The sequence below is a fragment of the Bacillus alveayuensis genome, from assembly GCA_030812955.1.
In the GTDB taxonomy this organism is placed as follows: domain Bacteria; phylum Bacillota; class Bacilli; order Bacillales; family Aeribacillaceae; genus Bacillus_CB; species Bacillus_CB alveayuensis.
In genome coordinates this window covers 1-21,625 of record JAUSTR010000014.1, presented here as the reverse complement: position 1 = coordinate 21,625, position 21,625 = coordinate 1, and the positions used below count along the sequence as shown (strand labels likewise).

Below are 21,625 nucleotides of genomic sequence, written 5' to 3'. Positions count from 1 at the left end.
ACTTTACTCATCATGTGAAAATCATTCACCATCATAAAATGCAATTTGTGTGCCAATACAAAATATTTAAAAAATTATGAAATTAATAGGCGAATTTATGGCAAAAAACAAAAAAAATGATTCCTTTTCGAATCATTGATGATAAAAGGAATCAAAAGCTATAAGCCTAGTCTCTGCATTTTTTTCACTAATGTAGATTGGCTGATACCGAGAATTTTAGCTGCCTTCCTAGTTGTTTTATATTTTGTAATCGCTTTCAAAATCATTTCCCTTTCGACTTCATGAATGACTTCCTTCATTGTTTTTTCGATCGATTTTTCTTGGCTATGGCCGTTGACTTTATTCGAGAAAGGAAAATGAGAGGAATGAATTTCATTCGTGTCTGTCGTAATGACGAGCCGTTCTATTAAGTTTTGCATCTCTCGTACATTTCCTGGCCAAGAATAGGATTTCATAGCAAGTAAGGCGTCATCTGTGAATTGTTTATTCAGTTGATATTTTTCGTTTGCTTTGTCTAAAAAATAATGGGCGAGTAGTGGGATGTCTTCTTGTCGTTCACGCAAAGGAGGTATTTTAATCGGAATGATGTTTAATCGATAGTAAAGATCCTCGCGAAACTCCCCTTTTTTGACTAATGACTCTAAATCTTTATTTGTCGCCGATATAATACGCACATCAATTTTAATCGTTCGGCGACCACCGATTCTAGTCACTTCAAACTCTTGTAAAACTCTAAGGAGTTTGCCTTGAAGCTGTAAGGACATTTCACCAATTTCATCGAGAAAGATCGTTCCAGTGTGTGCCTGTTCAAATAATCCAGGCCGACCACGGCTATCAGCACCCGTAAAGGCTCCTTTTTCGTAACCGAATAGCTCTGATTCAAGCAGTTCTTTTGGAATGGCAGCACAATTAACTTTAATAAATGGTTTGTTCGACCGATTACTTAATTTTTGAATGAGATTGGCGATGACTTCCTTTCCAACACCAGATTCCCCCAATAAGAGAACAGTTGAATGAAAGGGGGCGATTTTTTGTGCTAAATGAATAACGTTAAGCATTTGGCTGCTATTTGCAATCACACCTTCATGATGGATTACCTGTTCTTTCTTTTGATAGACCTTTAATTCCTGTAAATATTTATTAGCTAATGCTTTCGTTTTATGTAGCTCTTGTTCTAAATTTTTTAAAGAAGTAATATCGCGAAGGTTTGTGACAACATAAGAAATTTCGTTGTTTTCATCAAATATCGGATTGCCTGTTACTAAAAGCTCTTTTCCATTGACATATTGCATGATGGTCACTCTTCGTTTTTTCTTTAAAACCTTTAAGGACACGGAATCAGATATTAATCCATCCTTCAAAATGTCCTTCATGTGACGCCCGATTAATTGATCCTTTGTAAGGCCTGTAACTCGTGTGTAGGCTTCATTCATAAAAATTCCATATCCATTTTTGTCCGTAATAAAGATTGGATCATAGCTTGCATTCATGGCTTCTTCATATAGCTTTACTTTCTTTTTCATGTTTTTTAGCTCAAGATCCAGTTTTTGAATATTAGTTGCCTGTTTTACATTGTTGTTAATAAGGACCCCTCCTTTTTAAAAATATTATAAATTATCTGATTATTTTTTTCATCACTTTCTCTTTAGAAGCGATTGACTCCTATAACGGTAAATTGGCATAAAACGTGCATGTATTATTAATAAAAATAATATTCGTTAAGGAGTGGTCAAATGTTTCATTTTAGCCCATCAGCTGAACAAGAGGAAATGGTGAAAAAAGCGACAGCCTTTATGGAAAAATACGTTTATCCAAATGAAAAACATATGGTTCCACATCGAGGTTTACCTGAAGAAATCTTAAAACCGCTGCAACAAAAAGTAAAAGATATGGGTCTGTGGGCAGCCCACTTGCCAAAAGAAGCAGGGGGAGCAGGATTAGGACTTGTTTCATTAGGCTTGTTATCAGAAGTAGTTGGCAGAAGTCCTATCGGACCTTATATTTTTGGCTCTATGGCTCCGGATGCTGGAAATGGAGAAATATTGTGGCACGCCGGTACGGAGGAACAGAAGCGCAAATATTTGTATCCACTTGCCAATGGAGAGATTCGCTCCTGCTTTGCGATGACAGAGCCGGAAGTTTCTGGGTCTGATCCGAGACTTTTGCAAGCGACAGCTGTTCTTGATGGAGATGAATGGGTGATTAATGCCCATAAATGGTTTACGACAGGAGCCCTCGGGTCAAGCTTCTCCATCGTAGTGGCAAAGACGGATCCTGATGCTCCTCCACATAAACAGTTTAGTTTATTTATTGTCGAGAACGAAAATCCTGGCTTTGAAATTGTCCGGGAGATCCCAGTGATTGGCGATCATTTTACAGGTGGACATTGTGAAGTTCGATATACGAATTGTCGAGTTCCGAAAGAAAATTTATTAGGTGCCCGTGGAGAAGGATTTAAACTTGCTCAAATACGTTTAGGCACAGGACGCATAACCCATGCGATGCGTTGGATCGGGATAGCGAAAAGAAGCTTAGATTTAATGATCGGTTATTCATTAAAGCGAGAAACACGTGGAAGCCGATTAGCTGATTATCAATCCATTCAAAATTTTATTGCTGATTCGGCTGTAGAAATTGAAGCATTTCGTTTAATGACATTAAAGGCTGCCTGGTTGATGGATCAAGGAGATGAAGCGAGAAAAGAAATTTCCGCTATTAAATATTTTGGAGCGAAAGTTCTTCATGATGTCATTGATAGGGCCATTCAAGTTCATGGAGCACTTGGGGTAACGGGCGATACGCCTCTTGAAGGATTTTACCGTGAAGCGAGAACAGCAAGAATTTATGATGGGCCAGATGAAGTACATCGCATGGTGGTAGCTCGCTCGCTGATTAAAGAGTATGAGAAAAACAAGGAGGGAAATCCTTGTGAACAAACAATGTGAACGAATAAATTGGAACCGATTGGAAGAGTTCTTAAGGAACATGTTAAATCTTATGAATGAAGAAGGGGACATGGTCGTACAACCGTTCACTTCAGGTTACTCTAATTTGACTTATAAAGTCCAAATTGGAACGTGGGAAGGAGTGTTAAGAAGACCTCCTTTTGGTGAATTGCCAAAAAAAGCTCATGATATGGAACGTGAATATAAATTATTAAAAAAAATTCATGCTGTATATCCAAAAGCACCAAGACCTTTATTATATGGCGACGACCCGAAAATAATGGATAAACATTTTTATGTAATGGAATTAAAAAAAGGTGTTGTAATAGACCATTCTCTTCCGGCTCATTGGAACAGTTTGACAATCAAAGAAGAGATTTCGAAAGCTTTTATTCAAGAATTAGTCGATTTACATCGAATTAATGTTTATCAAACCAAATTAGATTCTTTAGGGAAGCCTGAAGGGTTTTTAAAACGTCAAGTGAATGGATGGATTCAACGCTATCAACAATCGAAAACAGATGATTTGCCGTTTGTGGAAAAATTAGAAAATTGGCTAATGGAAAATATACCGAATTCCACTGATGTAACGATTATTCACAATGACTTTAAATTAAATAATATAATATTTCATCCTGATGACCCAACTCATATAACAGCTGTTTTAGATTGGGAAATGTCTACTATTGGAGATCCTCTTTTTGATCTGGCCATTAGCCTTGCTTATTGGACAGAAGAAGGAGATGAAGAAATAGGCCTGACCGCTGTAACAAACCAATCAGGATTTTGGACTAGAAAAGATTTAGCGATTATGTATGCAAAAGAATCTGGACGGGATATTTCAAACTTAAATTATTATCTTTCCTTTGCTTTTTACAAAATTGCAGCTGTTTTACAGCAAATTTATTACCGCTATAAAATAGGAGAAGTAAAGGACGAACGATTTAAAAACCTGCATGTCGGAATAAAAAATTTAATGCTGCAGTCGGAAAAAGCAGCTTATTCGCCTTCTTATCTTTGAATATAAGGGCTTTCGTTAAAATATCCAAAACGTTTCTTAAACTCTCCCAATACTGTCAAACCCCACAGAAGTTATGGATCATTTCTGAGGGGTTTTATTATTTAACGAAATGGCTCTTTTCAATAAGATTGTTGCTTTGCAACCATAGCTTTTCGACTGTCCAGGCAAGCAACAAAGTTTACGAAAACAGTCAATCGTAGTGGGGGACAGTCCCCAAGAAAAGCAAAATCCAACTACATGTGAGTTATGTAAACGTGAAAATGTGAAAACAACGGTTCATCATCTTACCCCAAAGGAAGAGGGAGGTACTTTTTTGCCAACGGCTTACTTATGTATTCCTTGTCATAAGCAAATTCATGCCTTGTTTACGAATTATTCAATGAAGGTTCAACAATTATCAGGTGGTCAGAAAAAGAGAGTGACCATTGCAAGAGCCTTAATTCAACCAGCTGATTTACTCATTTTAGATGAGCCAACGAATCATTTAGACAATGAAACGATTGAATGGTCAGAAGGCTACTTAGCTCAATATAAAGGATCCATTTTAATGGTGACGCACGATCGCTATTTCTTGAATCGTGTCACCAATAAAATTTTTGAACTAGATCAAGGGAAACTTTATACGTATGAAGGAACCTATGAAATGTTTCTTGAGAAAAAAGCAGAACGAGAAGCTTTAAAGGTTCAAAATGAAATGAAGCGGCAAAATATTTTGCAGAGGGAGCTAGCATGGCTTCGCCGCGGGGCTAAAGCAAGAACAACGAAACAAAAAGCACGAATTGAACGGATTGAAAAACTGCATGAGCAAAAAGGACCTGTTCAACAAGGGGAACTCGATTTTGCCATCGGCTCTAAACGTCTTGGAAAAAAAGTAATCGAAGTCGAAAACATTTCAAAATCATTTGACGGAAAACATCTTGTGAAGTACTTTAGCTATTTACTCACGCCAGGAGAGCGATTAGGAATTATTGGGCCAAACGGCAGCGGAAAATCGACGTTACTTAATATATTAGCTGGACGACTTCAACCAGATAGTGGAACAATAGATATTGGTGAAACAGTAAGAATTGGCTATTACACACAAGGTCATGAAGAAATGAACGAGAATTTAAGAGTAATTGAATATATTAAAGAAGTTGCAGAGGTTGTACGAACGGTTGATGGGCAAATTATTACAGCAGAACAAATGTTAGAGCGCTTTTTATTCCCGCGTTATCATCAATGGACGTACATTCATCGTTTATCCTGTGGAGAAAGAAGACGTTTATATTTACTGAGAGTATTGATGGAAGAACCAAATGTGTTATTTTTAGATGAGCCAACAAACGAATTAGATACGGAAACATTAGGTGTATTAGAAGACTATCTCGAACAGTTCCCTGGTGTTGTCGTCACCGTTTTCCACGATCGCTATTTTTTAGATCGGGTTGTCGATCATTTACTAGTTTTTGAAGGAAATGGAGTCATTTCTCATTTCCAAGTAAGCTATTCAGAGTTTTTAGAAATGAAAAAGCAGCAAGAAATGGTCAAAGAAAAACCTGAAAAAAAGCCACCTCAAAAGAAAGAACGTCACAAAAAATTGTCCTATAAAGAACAAAAAGAATGGGAAACCATTGAGGACCGAATTGCTGAATTGGAAAATAAACTGAAGCAACTCGAACAAGAAATCGCTGAGGCTGGAAGCGACTTCGACCGCATTCAAACTCTCTATCAAGAACAACAATCCGTTGAAGAAGAATTAGAAAAAGCACTTGAACGATGGGAAGAGCTGTCGTTTTTAGTAGAAGAGATGGAAGGGTAAAAATGTCGTCAACCTCTAATAGCGTCAAAACCCCGGGGGATCGACGACTTTTTCAAATTCAAAGAAAAACAGAGAAAATGAGAGAAATAAGAAGAAAATAGGTGTTATTACAAAATCTTATAATTTGCTAAAATGAAAAAGAGGAATTTTATTATGAACGGAGAATGTAATAATATCAACAAATTTTTGGGTTTTTATCTTAACTATGAGGGATTGAAACTCTTGTGACTTTTCATTATCCCCTCCGAAAATGTAAGTTTTTATCTTAACTATGAGGGATTGAAACACTCAACGACCGTTTCTGTATCCCCTGGGTACAGGTTTTTATCTTAACTATGAGGGATTGAAACAGTTTTGGAGCAATGACCAAGAGCCGAGAACAGAAAAGTTTTTATCTTAACTATGAGGGATTGAAACCTGAAAATTTCCAAAAATTTTCATTATATCTTTAACTGTTTTTATCTTAACTATGAGGGATTGAAACTCTGAAAAGAATTGTAAGTTTAATCGTAATGCACCTGGGTTTTTATCTTAACTATGAGGGATTGAAACGCGGTTCAATGAAAAGAGCAGCAGTTCAATGGGGAATTGTTTTTATCTTAACTATGAGGGATTGAAACTATATTCTATGAAAAGAGTGTTGATTCCTTCTCTTTGTTTTTATCTTAACTATGAGGGATTGAAACACTGATCCAACTATAAAAGCAGTCAAAGCAACAACGTTTTTATCTTAACTATGAGGGATTGAAACGCGCCATCAATCGAGCAACGACCCATTACTTGGTCAACGAGTTTTTATCTTAACTATGAGGGATTGAAACGTGTTTCAAACAACTTGAATCGAGCGTATTTGAATTGTTTTTATCTTAACTATGAGGGATTGAAACCATCAACAACTGTACTTTCAACGAATTGTAACTGTTCGTTTTTATCTTAACTATGAGGGATTGAAACAATATTTTTTCCGTTTCTCAACAGCCTCTGCAAGCTTGTTTTTATCTTAACTATGAGGGATTGAAACTTCTGCAAAGTACTTATGACCGTAATAAGCGACCTGCGTTTTTATCTTAACTATGAGGGATTGAAACTCAGGACGTTCATAAAGTGCTAACCATCCGTATTGAGTTTTTATCTTAACTATGAGGGATTGAAACAATATAACACGAGGTGAAATCGTGAGCAAAAAAAGTTTTTATCTTAACTATGAGGGATTGAAACAAGGGAATGAGTACACAGCATATGGAAATGCATTGGAGTTTTTATCTTAACTATGAGGGATTGAAACCGTATTTGCAATGATCACCATGCTCATGTGAAACTAGGGTTTTTATCTTAACTATGAGGGATTGAAACTTAAAACCCTTTATGAAGCTCATTCAAACCAATACGTTTTTATCTTAACTATGAGGGATTGAAACACCGAAGAAGCATTCGCTATTGTTGCAATGAGTTACACGTTTTTATCTTAACTATGAGGGATTGAAACACCATTCATTTGGGTTCGGTGGACTTCATGGGGCCTTGTTTTTATCTTAACTATGAGGGATTGAAACCGGTCTAGATATTGATGAAATATAAAAAACTCGCCGTTTTTATCTTAACTATGAGGGATTGAAACGTTACACAATCCGAAAAACGAATTCAAGAACTGGAAAACGTTTTTATCTTAACTATGAGGGATTGAAACTCCATAACGAATGAATCAAACTCTTTCTCTTCTCTCTCGTTTTTATCTTAACTATGAGGGATTGAAACAGTATTCTCCAACAAAAAGCTGAGAACCTAAAATATGTTTTTATCTTAACTATGAGGGATTGAAACATGCACATAAATAATAAGGCTGGATGGACAGAAACATTGTTTTTATCTTAACTATGAGGGATTGAAACAGTAAACTTCATTTCGATTGATTTTGTGCTTTTTAAGCGTTTTTATCTTAACTATGAGGGATTGAAACACACTCAACCTTAAAAACTTCAAGGGAATTCATTCGTTTTTATCTTAACTATGAGGGATTGAAACCCACTCATTGAAAGAGAGGAAGAAACAGCGTGATCACCGTTTTTATCTTAACTATGAGGGATTGAAACACGCATAACACCGATTCGGCCACCGTAAATGTTTCGTTTTTATCTTAACTATGAGGGATTGAAACACGACCGTTGAACAAGTTAGAGCTGAACGAATAGCTGTTTTTATCTTAACTATGAGGGATTGAAACCGGTCATAAGTACTTTGCAGAATAAGCCACGCACTTTGTTTTTATCTTAACTATGAGGGATTGAAACCAAGAAGTGTGCGAAACGCTTTATGAAGGTGTTCCGTTTTTATCTTAACTATGAGGGATTGAAACCGTTTTGGACAGATTGAAACTCGACTTGATAAGCGTTTTTATCTTAACTATGAGGGATTGAAACTTCACCTTTTCCACGACCGTATAAAGCTGTTTTAGGAGTTTTTATCTTAACTATGAGGGATTGAAACCTTCAATGAACAACTTCACTGGAAAGATAGACGGGTTTTTATCTTAACTATGAGGGATTGAAACAACTTTCGAACATCCAATATTGCAGCTTGCCTAGTTTCAGTTTTTATCTTAACTATGAGGGATTGAAACAAAGTATCTGAAACCTGTTTAAGGTTAATAAGGCAGGGTTTTTATCTTAACTATGAGGGATTGAAACCTCCTGCCTAGATCGAGCTCGGATGGAACTACGCAGTTTTTATCTTAACTATGAGGGATTGAAACTTCTCGTACTATGCAATATCAACGTCATCTGTAGTGTTTTTATCTTAACTATGAGGGATTGAAACAGCATGAGAAGGTTCTCCATTGACATCCTATAACTATCGTTTTTATCTTAACTATGAGGGATTGAAACGATCGCTTTGATTCGCCTTTAATGCAATCTGGTTTGCATGTTTTTATCTTAACTATGAGGGATTGAAACCACCATTCATGTCGGTATCGTAATCTGTTTGATTGACGTTTTTATCTTAACTATGAGGGATTGAAACTCATACAGAATTAAGAATGTCTAGTCCTATGAGACCGTTTTTATCTTAACTATGAGGGATTGAAACTATTTCCACGGTTTTACTTTCCAATCTGTAAAAAAGTTTTTATCTTAACTATGAGGGATTGAAACTAGAAAAAGGAGAGATATCTTGAGTAAAGAATTACTAGTTTTTATCTTAACTATGAGGGATTGAAACCAGGCATGGAGTAACGGTATAAGAAATGCTGTAGCAATGTTTTTATCTTAACTATGAGGGATTGAAACATGTTTGTGGCTCAAAAAGTTGAAAACGAGGAGGAGTTTTTATCTTAACTATGAGGGATTGAAACTAGAGTTCCACAATTGCTTCAACGTGAAAATCCGTCAAGTTTTTATCTTAACTATGAGGGATTGAAACAGTTGCAACGCCAGCTGGACGCACATATCGAAAAAGAACGTTTTTATCTTAACTATGAGGGATTGAAACTTCAGATCATCATATATGAGCGCATGTTTAATCGAGTTTTTATCTTAACTATGAGGGATTGAAACTTCGATCAGAGAGTTTATTCGTGAGATTGAAGTTAGTTTTTATCTTAACTATGAGGGATTGAAACGCGGATGCTGCGCTTCAATACTACAGAGGAAAACAAACAGTTTTTATCTTAACTATGAGGGATTGAAACAAAAAAGCTTGGAAGAACGTACAAAACGCCATTGCTGTTTTTATCTTAACTATGAGGGATTGAAACTTAAATAATACCATAATAAAAGCAATCAAGGTCATTCCAAGTTTTTATCTTAACTATGAGGGATTGAAACTAGCACGGGAGGGATTCCGGTGAATATCAACATAGAAAGGTTTTTATCTTAACTATGAGGGATTGAAACCAATCAAAAAAGAATTTTGGATTTTGGTATAGAAGGTTTTTATCTTAACTATGAGGGATTGAAACATATATCAAGCTTGGATGAGAACGAAGGATGAAAGGGGTTTTTATCTTAACTATGAGGAATTGAAACAATCACAGTAGCGGTAAAACTCCAATCCTCCCTCTATAAATGTTGATATATCAACATTTATAGAGGGAGGCATAAAAATGTTTGAGAGAAAAGTCATTAATATATCGATCACATCCATTCTGAAAAAGGGAAATCATGTGAGGAAAATATCAGAAAAAATTTATTTACATGTAGAAACAAAAAGGGATGATTGGATTTTTAGAAGGCGTTAAGTTCAAAAAATTATTTATGTTTTTGAACAAAATGTTAAAATATATAGAAAATATTGAAATAATAGTTAATATTGATAAAATTTAAATAAATATTACATTTTTATTTAAAGGAGGTGCAGACGGTGATTAAAACGATTTACACCCTTGGCAATAAGTATTTAACCGAAGAAAAACCATCTGTTATTCAGGCAATAACGCTACCAATCGCAAGACCACATGGCACAACTAAATATGTAATCATTGTCGATTTTTCTGTTAAAGATAAAAAAGTCAAATTAGTACCAAAAGAAATAAGTGAATCGACATCTTTAGAGTTGTTGTGGATTGGTAAAGCAGACGGAAGGAACAGTCCACAATGGTATGGAACGACGGACAACTTAGAATATTTAGTCGGTCAAACAATTCCGAATTTGCTTGAACGTTGGAATCAAGAAGATATCTACTATCCTTTCCTAGAGAAAGCACACAACTTTTTCTTTCTAAATCTTGGGGAGGGGCAACAAAAAAGGTATCGTTACGTATTTAATCCAATATACGTTGGAGGCAAACTTACAGAAACTGACGGAAAAAAAGCCGTTAAGGAAGTAGCGAAACAGTTTCAGACTTTTATTGAAAAAGAAGTCAATGTTAACATAAAAGACGTTCTCTTGTATTCCCTTGCCATCGATGGACAGCTCGTCATTTCGCAATCAGAATATGAACGACTTGTTATCGCAGAGAAACTAAGCGTATTTGAAAATGCGAAAAAGGGTGTATGCGTCCTTACAAACAAAAAGGATCTTGTTACGGGAAGAATGACAAAATTAAAGTTTAAATATTACATAAACGATAAAATCAGTTTTGCTAGTAACCTCGATGAGAAATCTTTTATTAAAAACTTATCCGTCAGCAAAGATGCCTATCAAGCGGTTATGGCAGGGGAAGCGTACATTCTCCGCAACTTCACTACTCGTTTCAGCGGCCTCCCTTGTTATATCATCCCAGACTTTTTATATGATGTTCCATTTGAGAATGCTCCACTTGAAGACATTAGCAAACGTGTTAACCAATTTGTTCGAATGGTAAAAACAGTTGAAACGGCTGAAGCATTGCATCGAGATATAGAAGACTGCAAAGAATTCGAAGATCAAATGGACAACCATATTTCGTTGCACTTTCTGTTTTATACACCGATACAAGCTGCATTAAAGGTAAACAAGCTAGTATCTGATGTTACTCTCACTCATTTGCGCCGACTAGGTTATGAAATGCGAAAAGTAGGGGAAATAGGACAACACTTTTTTGGTAACGAAAAATTTAATCTTGGTTTGGAACCGCTCTACTACTTAATTCCAATGCGTGTTCAACGCGGGGAAAATTTCGAAAAACGTAAAATTTTGCAAGTATACGAGTCGCTTTTAACAAATAAACCACTTTCATATCAATGGTTAATCACTCAATTTGTGCAACTTGCCAAAGTACACGTGTATGCTAACTATGGTCTTTATCAATATAGCGACAAAAAAGAATACAATGATTTTCATTTAGTAGATGCGATGGTGCGAGCACAATTGTTCTTGAAACTGTTGCAAACGCTTAACTTAATAAAGGAGGAAAGGGAGATGACAAAGGTTACATATGATTTCCCTGATGCTGATATGGCAGAGTATATGGAGACGATGAGTTATAATGTCGCACAAAGTTCACTATTTTTGCTGGGATATTTAATTGCGGAAATTGGCGCTGAGCAAGTACGGAAAACAAAAGAACGTACAGAAGCACTCGGACAAGCCCGCAGTGGCAAAACGGCAAACAAGCCAATTTTATCAAAAATTAATTATCATGGCATGAATAAGCAAAAGTTGATATTGCTTTCAAACGAGGTATTTGAAAAGCTGAGACAACTTAAAATCGCCTCTATACGAAATGAAAAGATTTATTCTCAACATAAACACCTTTTTGATTCGGCTTTACAAGAAACATGGAAGCTATCAGACCGCGAAAGCGTTTTTTATTTGCTATCCGGCTATGCATATGGAACAAAGCGGATTTTAAGCAGCGCGAAAAAAGATAATCAGTCATCTGAATACGAAGAGTTAAGCAAAAAACAGGGAGGAATTAATGATGAACAATAGCGATATTTTATTCCTTTATGATGCCAAGCTAACAAATCCAAACGGCGATATTGACGAAGAGAATCGTCCGCGCATGGATTACGAACGTTCGTTAAACTTAGTGAGTGACGTTCGTTTAAAGCGATATATTCGTGACTACTTAGAACAAATCGGCAATGAGATTTTTGTCGGCAAAGTCGATGGAGAAACAGTGAATGCCACAGAACGGATTAAACGTTTGTTTGAAAAGTACGATGGCAAAGTGAACATTAATAAATTATCAAAGGAAGAACAAAATTGGATGCTTGACCAATTTATTGATGTTCGCATGTTCGGCGCGACGATGCCAATCAAATCAGAGAATAAAGGAAGCTCCATGACGTTTACCGGTCCGATTCAGTTTAACTGGGGATATTCATTAAATAAAGTCACACTCGTTGAATCAGCAAGCATTACATCGCATTTCGGTTCAGATGATAAAAACGAAGGTGGTAACATAGGCAAAGATTATCGAGTGTATTATTCATTCTTAGCGTTCCATGGGATCATAAGCGGTCATGGTGCTGCACATACAAGATTGACGAAAGAAGATGTCCGTTTATTTGATCAAGCTGTTGTTAAAGCGATTCCATTGAGCGCGACCCGCAGCAAAGTTGGGCAATACCCGCGTTTTTACTTACGTGTAGAATATCATTCTCCTGAGTTCATTGCTGGCGATTTGCGAGATTTAGTGAGTTTGGAGGAAACAGAAGGGTTACGCAGCATTTCTGAAGTTCATCTGCATGTTGATGTACTTGTGAATAAACTGTTGGAAGTAAATGATGAAATTGCTCGTATTTACTATTGGCAAGATTCTAACTTGATGCTGAATTATGAAGGACAAAAAGGACTATTGACAGATCTTCTCCCATCCAAATTGGCGGATAAACTCGTTCCTGTACTGTAAAAAAGGGTGACGTTTATGAAGATACTTATTTTTGATCTTATCGGGAAGATGGGACATTTCCGAAAAATCGATACGAACTCATCTTCTCTTTCGTACTCCTTTCCATCACGAACGACAATTGTTGGAATGCTCGCTGGTATTTTAGGGATGGAGCGTGACAGTTATTATGAAGTGTTTTCACCGAATCAATGTCAAATTGCAATATCGGTGCGCGTGCCGATTCGGAAAGTGATGCAAACAGTAAATTACATGCTCGTAGAATCAGTATCTGACCTAAACAACAAAAAAGGACATACGCAAATTCCTCTTGAATTTGTGCTTCCCGGGGGAGATGAAGCCAATTTGCGGTATCGCATTTATTTTTCCCACCGTGATCCATCCATTTATGAAAACGTGAAACAGCGAATACAGTCAAGTCGATACGTTTATCCGCCGTATTTAGGACTTTCTGAATTACTCGGACAGTTGAAATGGGTTGCCGAAGCAGAAGGAATGCTAAAGGAAAGTAATGATTTGGTGCCTATTCATTCTGTTGTGCGAATTCCTGATTTGCGTGAACGTTCTATGCAATTTTCAAGCGAAACTCGCTTTTTAAAGGAATTCATGACACGCCAGTTTACGAGTGAGAGGATGATTTACGAAACCGATTATTACTTATTTGAACAATCGCGACAATTAATCGCTATTCCGGCTGTACCATATGTAGCCGTTGCTTATGGGGAAGAAAAAGAAAATGTTTTATTTATGTAGGCAGCGGTGAAACCACCGCTGCCTTGTTTTCCAAGGGGGTGAAGCATATGTATTTGTCTCATAATCATCCAGAGAAAAAATTGACTGTGCATTTAAAGGAAGTTTACGAATATTCACAAGATATGCTGAAGCATGTGCCGTTGTCTGACGAAAATCGGAAAGCGCTTGAATATATCAGCAAAATCGTTGCGGTGACGCACGATTTCGGTAAATATTTATCATACTTTCAGAATTATCTAAAAACAGGTGAAGAGAGCGGAGATTTGCATCACCATTCTTTTATTTCCGCTGTGTTTGCCGCTCACCTTTTACGCCATACGACGAACTTAAATGCTTCGTGGTCTGAGTTTGCTCCATTATTAGGTTACTTTGTCGTTATGCACCACCATGGGAATTTGCGCGACGTTTCCTTAGATGTAACAAAGTCGCGTTATATTGTTGAAAATACTGTTCAAGATTCGCTGCATTATCGGGTCATCACGTTAAAACGTCAAATAGATGATATTAAGAAACATGCTTCCTTCATTATTGACGATTTATCTTCTTTATGGTGCGAGCTTTCCATTCCGCTGTTTCTTTCTGATGAACTTCATCATTTTCTTCAAGATTATGAAAAAGCATTCGATGAGATTTACCGTCAATATTACTTGATAAGCAAACGAAGAAAACAAGAACTGACGCAGGAACTTTACTATTATGCGTTGTTGTTATATTCGGTACTCATCGATGCTGACAAATTATCGGCGGCAAATATTGAACGAAAGCCGCGCGTTTACATTCCAGCACATCTTGTTGACCAGTATCGTCGAGCGAATTTTGATGTGGAAGTGACAGAAGGGACAAACGGATGGCGCAACCGGATGTACAACGTCGTTATGGAGCGAATTGAAAAACTTTCTGAAACAAAACCAGAGCAACGTCTATTTACTCTAACAGCACCGACTGGAGCGGGAAAAACGTTGCTGTCTTTTTCCGTTGCTTTAAAATGGCGTGAGCAAGCAGAACGACAGGATGGCTATTCACCCAAAATTATTTACGCTTTGCCGTTTACAAGCGTCATCGACCAAAATGAAAAAGTGATTCGTGATTTGTTAAGCCAGTTGGCTGATTTTTACGCAAATGAACAACGATATTTAGTAAAGCATCATCACTTATCTACTTTTCAGTACAGAACTGAAAACGAGGAATTGCCTCTTCGCAAGGCGTTGTTGCTGACGGAAAGCTGGGAGGCAGAGCTGATTGTCACGACGTTTGTGCAATTGTTTCATACATTGATTGGCTATGAAAACCGCGCGTTAAAAAAATTTCACCAAATTACTGGAAGTATTATCATTCTCGACGAAATTCAAAACGTGCCGATTGAGTATTGGCCTTTGTTGCGTTCCGTATTGTACAAAATGGCAGAGTTGTTTTCCTGCAAAATTTTGCTGTTAACGGCAACACAACCGCTTATTTTCCCAGAAGGTGAAACGGTTGAACTTTTGGAATCAGAAATGGTAAAGCCAATTGACTTTTTTAAAGAAATGGAACGGGTCGAGCTTCATTGGTTAGGAGGAGAAAAAGGTGCATATAGTTCCAAGGAATGGATTGAACTGTTTCAAAGCCGCTTTGAAGATGGAAAAAGTTATTTAACAATTTTGAACACAATTAAAACATCGATTGAAATTTACGAAGGGATAAAAAAATGGTTAAAAGAACGCGGTTATAACGTGATCTATCTTTCTACGAATATTGTGCCTCGTGAACGGAAGCAACGTATTGAACAAATCAAACAGCTTTTAAGAGAGAAGAATAAGGCCGTTGTTATTTCTACGCAAGTTGTGGAAGCAGGAGTCGATGTTGATTTTGACGTGGTGTATCGCGACTTAGGACCAATTGATTCCATTGTCCAAGTGGCGGGACGCTGCAATCGCAACGGAAAATTACATGAACTCGGTAAGGTGTATATTACGCCGATTGAACGAGATGGAACGCTAGAATCGCAATATGTGTATGGCACTGTTCATACAAATATCGCAAAAAAAGTATTACCGAAAACAGCAGTTTCCGAGCATCAATTTTTTGATATCATTGCCCAATATTTTACTGATGTGCGAGGCAATAAAGCGTTTACTGCTTCCGAAGGAATTATAAAAGCGATAGAAGAGTTAAAATTTGACGCAAAAGATAAGCGGGGAAGCAAAAACGAGCCGGAATATGTATCCGAATTTCGACTAATTGAAGACGCACACCAAGCGGTGGATGTATTTGTCGAGGTAGATGACCAAGCGATGAACGTTTGGCAGCAATATATTCAGCAGGTGATTGAGGAGAAAGACTTAGAAACTCGGTTCGAAAACTATTTGCGCTTGAAAAAAGACGTGCGCCAATATGTCATTTCTGCCCCAATTAAACTTGTAAAGAATCTGGACTGGGATTTATACGAAAAAACGAGAATGATTCATTTATCCAACGATATATTAAACCAATATTACAACAGCGAATATGGACTTATTCGCTCAAGCGAGATGGTGAATGCATGGACTATGTAATGGATGTAAATGGCACGCATATTTGGTACTACTTTATCTGCAAGCGTGAAGTTTGGCTGATTACGCATCAAATTGCTGCTGACCAAGAGGATGACAATCTTGAAATTGGTCGTTTTATTTCAGAAACAAGCTATCAACGAAACAAGAAAGAATTATTGATTGGCAATATCAAAGTGGACCGAATTCGTCGCGAAGGGGATACGCTTGTTGTCGGTGAAGTGAAGAAATCATCAACATATGAAAAAAGCGCCTACTATCAATTATTGTATTACCTTGACACGTTGAGAAAAATGGGCATTGAGGCAAAAGGGGAGCTTTTATTTCCAAAAGAAAAGAAAGTAACAAAAGTGGAATGGACAGAAGAAGGAAAACGAGTATTGGAAGAGGCAATTGCTGATATCCGTCGCATTGCCCGCTTGCCTGTTCCGCCAGAGCCGAAAAAAATTGGATTTTGTCGAAGTTGCGCATATCGTGAATATTGTTTTGCGGAGGAATCATGATGAAAAAGACGCTCTATATTTTTCAAAGCGGCGAGCTCTTTCGCCAAGATAATAGTATTTGTTTCGAAACCACCGAGCGAAAGCGTACATTGCCTGTAGAGGACATCAATGATATTTACATCTTCGGAGAGGTAAATGTAACGAAAAAGTTCTTAGAGTTAATGGCGCAAAAACAGATTTGTATCCATTATTTTAACCATTACGGCTACTACACAGGCACTTTTTATCCGCGCGAGCATCTAAACGCAGGACACGTCATTTTAAAACAGGCAGAAGCGTATTTAAATCCAGAAAAACGTCTTACTTTAGCACGGAAATTCATTGACGGTTCTATTGGACAAATGATACAAGTTTTGAAATATTATCAAAACCGCGTAAAAACTAATAACGATAAATTTAAGGAAATGATTTTGGATTTCCAATCAAGTCGTACTAAGCTGGAACAATGGACGAGAGTTGAAGAAATGATGTCGACAGAAGGGCATGTGCGTGAAAAATATTACAGTATGTTTGATGATATTTTAAACCATAATCCAGATTTTTTGTTTGAAAAGCGTTCAAAGCGCCCGCCACTCAATCGGTTAAATGCGATGATTAGTTTTGGAAATCAGATTTGCTATACGATGGTGCTAAGTGAAATTTATAAAACCTATCTAGATCCACGAATTGGATTCTTACATGCAACGAATTTTCGACGTTTTTCGTTGAACTTGGATGTTGCAGAAATATTTAAACCGATTATGGTTGATCGTCTCATTTTTACGCTTGTAAATAAAAAGATGATTACAAAAAAAGATTTCGATAAGCATATGGAAGGAATTTTGTTATCAGAAGAGGGGAGGAAAAAATTTATTGAAGAATTAGATAAACGTATGAAAACAACAGTTAATCATCGACATCTTGGTAAATCTGTCTCCTATCGTCGCCTCATTCGTCTTGAACTTTATAAAATTCAGAAGCATCTTCTAGGGGAAAAAGAGTATGAACCATATCGTTCGTTATGGTAGGTGTCGCTATGTTTGTTATATTAGTATATGATTTCGATAAAAAACGTGTTGCAAAAGCATTAAAGATTGCAAGAAAGTATTTATACTGGGTGCAAAATTCGGTACTAGAAGGGGAAATTTCTGAAGCAAACTATGTAAAACTAAAAACAGAACTAGCAAACATTATGGATCCGGATGTAGATTCTGTTGTTTTCTATACTTTTCGCACGCAAAAATATTCGAAGCGAGAAGAGATGGGGTTGCGCAAAGGTGGAGAAGATAACATTTTGTAGGGGGAACATATGAGGCTTACAATTCAATTCAGACCAAAAAACGGCACGCTTATTCTGCCAATCAATTATGAGGAGGTGCTGCAAGGATTTTTATATCGCTCGATTCAAGATTTTGAGCTGGCGCATTTTTTGCATAATATCGGATATACGAAAGAAAAGCGTAGGTTTAAAATGTTTACTTTTAGCCGCTTGTATGGAACATACCGCATTCATCGTCATGAGAAGAAAATCGAGTTTTTTGAACAAGTAACATGGTACGTTTCCTCTATATTAGATTCGCTTATTGTTGATTTAGCGCGAAATTATCTATTGAAAGAAAAATTTATGTTAAACGGACAGCCGATTCATATCGAGGAGGCAACTGTAAAACCCTTAGAGATCGCTGAAAAAAGTTCTTATCAAATTCGGATGCTATCGCCGCTTACGGTTTACAGCACTTATGAAAATCGGTACGGCGAAAAGCGGACCCATTTTTTCTCACCATACGATTTTGTTTTTTCTGATATGGTAGAGAAAAATTTTTGCAATAAATTTCAAGCCTATTTTCAAGAGCAGCCAACGGAGAGAGTAACCATTAAGCCGATAAAAGTAACGAAAAAAGATAAGGTTGTTACAACGTTTAAAGATTTTCGCATCAATGCGTGGAATGGAACTTATGAAATTCAAGCTCCTCTATCTTATTTAAAATTTATGTATGACGTTGGCATCGGAGCTAAAAACTCACAAGGATTTGGTATGTTTGAAATTGTGGAATAGCCTTCTTTTCTTGTCGTCGACCCCAAATAGTGTACTGATCCCTGGGGATCGACGACAATTTGTTTATGAGTAGAAAGTAAGAAGATATCGAAAGAAAATAAAGAAATGATAAAATTTAGCGGATTCGTTAAAATTAAAATAAATTGCTTTCCAGTATTATCAAAATGTTATTTTATCAACGATTTTTGGGATTTTTATCTTAACTATGAGGGATTGAAACTGCTGTTGCAGGTGTTCCGGTTTCTCCTGGTGTTTCAAATTTTTATCTTAACTATGAGGGATTGAAACATGCCAATTGATATTGAATGTTGGTATCTTCACGGAATTTTTATCTTAACTATGAGGGATTGAAACTTTTTGTATCGGACTTTCTTTCTCAATTGAGTAAAATTTTTATCTTAACTATGAGGGATTGAAACCTTCCTCCTTTTTTTATTTTATGCGTTATCGCATTTATTTTTATCTTAACTATGAGGGATTGAAACGTATGAAAAACATGGATAAATCAAGTGTCACTCGTTTATTTTTATCTTAACTATGAGGGATTGAAACAAACATTTTTGACAAATTTCAAAAGGGTTAATTTACATTTTTATCTTAACTATGAGGGATTGAAACGAAGATGGTGAGGAAAAGGAAAAATAAATTCCCTTTATTTTTATCTTAACTATGAGGGATTGAAACATAAGTATTCATCGCTGTATTTAGTCGTTAATGCGATTTTTATCTTAACTATGAGGGATTGAAACAGTTTTGGAGCAATGACCAAGAGCCGAGAACAGAAAAATTTTTATCTTAACTATGAGGGATTGAAACTATGATACGAAAACGTATCAGTCAATAGTTTTTTAAATTTTTATCTTAACTATGAGGGATTGAAACTTGCCAAAAAACGAACCAAAGAAAACCGTTGATACATTTTTATCTTAACTATGAGGGATTGAAACGAAAAAGCTATTATACAAGCCATAGATGCTATCGTCATTTTTATCTTAACTATGAGGGATTGAAACTTGGACCTTCCCGGTGCATTTCCTCAAACCCAATACATTTTTATCTTAACTATGAGGGATTGAAACACAAAAATATCAACGAATTTCGTCTTGCTCTCCGCCACATTTTTATCTTAACTATGAGGGATTGAAACAAGGATTAAGAGTTTATACGATGGCCAAACTCAAACATTTTTATCTTAACTATGAGGGATTGAAACAAACTGTGGGGTATCGTTGGATAACAACGGACTACAATTTTTATCTTAACTATGAGGGATTGAAACTGCGTTAAGACAGGATTAACAGATCGCACCCTTCGAATTTTTATCTTAACTATGAGGGATTGAAACCAGCGATCAATGAATGGTGAGGGATTACTTTATTCATATTTTTATCTTAACTATGAGGGATTGAAACATGCACATAAATAATAAGGCTGGATGGACAGAAACATATTTTTATCTTAACTATGAGGGATTGAAACGGCAGGAAATGGCTAAAAAAACCGTTATAAACCGCATTTTTATCTTAACTATGAGGGATTGAAACGTTACACAATCCGAAAAACGAATTCAAGAACTGGAAATTTTTATCTTAACTATGAGGGATTGAAACCAGAATGCTAGCTTTGAAAACTTTGAGCGAGAAGAAATTTTTATCTTAACTATGAGGGATTGAAACTCGAAGCAGCAAAGCTTTTTGGTATCAACAAGGATACGATTTTTATCTTAACTATGAGGGATTGAAACTATATTAATTTATTTATAATTACAACAAAAGCTTTGTATTTTTATCTTAACTATGAGGGATTGAAACAGTAACTCGCAGTACGAGAATTGAACGTGAGAACGAATTTTTATCTTAACTATGAGGGATTGAAACTCAAAAAGATATGGATTACCAATTAGCTTTATTGAGATTTTTATCTTAACTATGAGGGATTGAAACCGTGCGGAATGCCAGACGGTGATAACCCAAAATCAACATTTTTATCTTAACTATGAGGGATTGAAACGGAGGTGTAGTAGGTGATCAATGTCGGGGATTGGGATTTTTATCTTAACTATGAGGGATTGAAACTGGAATTCACTATTTAGAGGTTGGAGAAAAGGCAAGTATTTTTATCATAACTATGAGGGATTGAAACTAACTCAAACCGGTCAAAAGACGATAACTATAGAAAATTTTTATCTTAACTATGAGGGATTGAAACAATGAACTAACAGAAGTTCGGATTGGTAATTGTATATTATTTTTATCTTAACTATGAGGGATTGAAACATAGTTCGTCCGGATGATTTTCCAACATCCACGCATATTTTTATCTTAACTATGAGGGATTGAAACCTAGATTATTTGGGGGTGATTGAGAAATGCAAGTCAATTTTTATCTTAACTATGAGGGATTGAAACTATGGATTCACGAAAACCGAAATCCTGACAGGTGAATATTTTTATCTTAACTATGAGGTGTAAATTATCACTTTATTTCGGAACAAAAGAGCCATTTTTTTGCACATTCCTTCAGAAAGCCCTCTCCCCTTTTCTGAAAGAATGTGCTAAATTTTTTGTGAATTATTTCGGAAGAAAAAATCCATCGGTTCAGAGGAGGGGAGGAGGACGTGATTCAATTTCATGACTTTGGCATTGACGTCCAAACGTATGCAGAGCGTGGAAAAGAAAACGACTTCCCTCTTCTGAAACAGTGTCCGCATTGCCGGGCCAAGCGCCCGTTGCACCGCCACGGTTACTATGAGCGAAACGCATTGACCCC

11 protein-coding genes, 2 pseudogenes and 2 CRISPR repeat arrays are annotated in these 21,625 nt (G+C 36.5%); of the genes and pseudogenes, 12 read left to right on the top strand and 1 reads right to left on the bottom strand.

The features are described from left to right. Positions 1–158 precede the first annotated feature (158 nt). Positions 159–1,523, bottom strand: a complete 1,365-nt coding sequence (locus J2S06_RS12120; RefSeq protein WP_152642941.1) for a sigma-54 interaction domain-containing protein — start codon at positions 1,521–1,523, stop codon at positions 159–161. Between the two features lie 210 nt (positions 1,524–1,733). On the opposite strand from J2S06_RS12120, the gene J2S06_RS12115 reads away from it, so the two are divergent. The 12 genes and pseudogenes from J2S06_RS12115 to J2S06_RS12060 all read left to right on the top strand — a co-directional run. Further along, on the top strand, positions 1,734–2,945 hold the full coding sequence (locus J2S06_RS12115; protein ID WP_419152481.1) for an acyl-CoA dehydrogenase family protein: 1,212 nt from the start codon (positions 1,734–1,736) through the stop codon (positions 2,943–2,945). Further along, positions 2,929–3,966, top strand: coding sequence for a phosphotransferase family protein (locus J2S06_RS12110; RefSeq protein WP_419152480.1), 1,038 nt, complete (start codon positions 2,929–2,931; stop codon positions 3,964–3,966). Before J2S06_RS12115 ends, J2S06_RS12110 begins: the two co-directional genes overlap by 17 nt. A gap of 385 nt (positions 3,967–4,351) precedes the next feature. After that, positions 4,352–5,767: pseudogene (locus J2S06_RS12105) on the top strand (ABC-F family ATP-binding cassette domain-containing protein); the annotation flags it as partial. Between the two features lie 190 nt (positions 5,768–5,957). Beyond that, positions 5,958–9,789: direct repeats of the CRISPR family, unit length 30 nt; unit sequence GTTTTTATCTTAACTATGAGGGATTGAAAC. A 334-nt stretch (positions 9,790–10,123) separates the two neighbouring features. Then, a complete protein-coding gene (locus J2S06_RS12100) occupies positions 10,124–12,115 on the top strand; it encodes a TIGR02556 family CRISPR-associated protein (protein ID WP_419152479.1) in 1,992 nt (663 codons plus the stop codon). After that, positions 12,105–13,040 (top strand): type I-B CRISPR-associated protein Cas7/Csh2, encoded by a 936-nt coding sequence (gene cas7b / locus J2S06_RS12095; protein ID WP_419152478.1) that lies wholly within the window; start codon positions 12,105–12,107, stop codon positions 13,038–13,040. The genes J2S06_RS12100 and cas7b overlap by 11 nt, the downstream gene beginning before the upstream one ends. 15 nt (positions 13,041–13,055) lie before the next feature. Continuing rightward, the gene (gene cas5b / locus J2S06_RS12090; RefSeq protein WP_419152477.1) at positions 13,056–13,790 is read left to right on the top strand and encodes a type I-B CRISPR-associated protein Cas5b; all 735 of its coding nucleotides are present in this window, start codon (positions 13,056–13,058) and stop codon (positions 13,788–13,790) included. Positions 13,791–13,837: 47 nt separating this feature from the next. Beyond that, positions 13,838–16,321 (top strand): CRISPR-associated helicase Cas3', encoded by a 2,484-nt coding sequence (gene cas3, locus J2S06_RS12085; RefSeq protein WP_419152476.1) that lies wholly within the window; start codon positions 13,838–13,840, stop codon positions 16,319–16,321. Beyond that, a complete protein-coding gene (cas4, locus tag J2S06_RS12080) occupies positions 16,309–16,821 on the top strand; it encodes a CRISPR-associated protein Cas4 (protein WP_419152475.1) in 513 nt (170 codons plus the stop codon). Before cas3 ends, cas4 begins: the two co-directional genes overlap by 13 nt. After that, positions 16,821–17,828, top strand: coding sequence for a type I-B CRISPR-associated endonuclease Cas1b (cas1b, locus tag J2S06_RS12075; protein WP_419152474.1), 1,008 nt, complete (start codon positions 16,821–16,823; stop codon positions 17,826–17,828). Before cas4 ends, cas1b begins: the two co-directional genes overlap by 1 nt. Before the next feature lie 8 nt (positions 17,829–17,836). Then, complete coding sequence (gene cas2, locus J2S06_RS12070; protein ID WP_419152473.1) at positions 17,837–18,100, top strand: CRISPR-associated endonuclease Cas2; 264 nt, start codon at positions 17,837–17,839, stop codon at positions 18,098–18,100. Between the two features lie 9 nt (positions 18,101–18,109). Then, a complete protein-coding gene (cas6, locus tag J2S06_RS12065) occupies positions 18,110–18,856 on the top strand; it encodes a CRISPR-associated endoribonuclease Cas6 (RefSeq protein ID WP_419152472.1) in 747 nt (248 codons plus the stop codon). 190 nt (positions 18,857–19,046) lie between these two features. Continuing rightward, positions 19,047–21,264: a CRISPR direct-repeat array (repeat unit 30 nt; unit sequence ATTTTTATCTTAACTATGAGGGATTGAAAC). Between the two features lie 209 nt (positions 21,265–21,473). Continuing rightward, a pseudogene (locus J2S06_RS12060) lies at positions 21,474–21,625 on the top strand (DUF6431 domain-containing protein); the annotation flags it as partial.

Excerpts from the sequence above, each read along its gene's own strand:
- J2S06_RS12120 (WP_152642941.1), bottom strand. The coding sequence starts at position 1,523 with ATGAAAAAGAAAGTAAAGCTATATGAAGAAGCCATGAATGCAAGCTAT.
- cas1b (WP_419152474.1), top strand. The coding sequence starts at position 16,821 with ATGAAAAAGACGCTCTATATTTTTCAAAGCGGCGAGCTCTTTCGCCAA.
- J2S06_RS12115 (WP_419152481.1), top strand. The coding sequence starts at position 1,734 with ATGTTTCATTTTAGCCCATCAGCTGAACAAGAGGAAATGGTGAAAAAA.
- cas6 (WP_419152472.1), top strand. The coding sequence starts at position 18,110 with ATGAGGCTTACAATTCAATTCAGACCAAAAAACGGCACGCTTATTCTG.
- cas3 (WP_419152476.1), top strand. The coding sequence starts at position 13,838 with ATGTATTTGTCTCATAATCATCCAGAGAAAAAATTGACTGTGCATTTA.
- cas4 (WP_419152475.1), top strand. The coding sequence starts at position 16,309 with ATGGACTATGTAATGGATGTAAATGGCACGCATATTTGGTACTACTTT.
- cas5b (WP_419152477.1), top strand. The coding sequence starts at position 13,056 with ATGAAGATACTTATTTTTGATCTTATCGGGAAGATGGGACATTTCCGA.
- cas7b (WP_419152478.1), top strand. The coding sequence starts at position 12,105 with ATGAACAATAGCGATATTTTATTCCTTTATGATGCCAAGCTAACAAAT.
- cas2 (WP_419152473.1), top strand. The coding sequence starts at position 17,837 with ATGTTTGTTATATTAGTATATGATTTCGATAAAAAACGTGTTGCAAAA.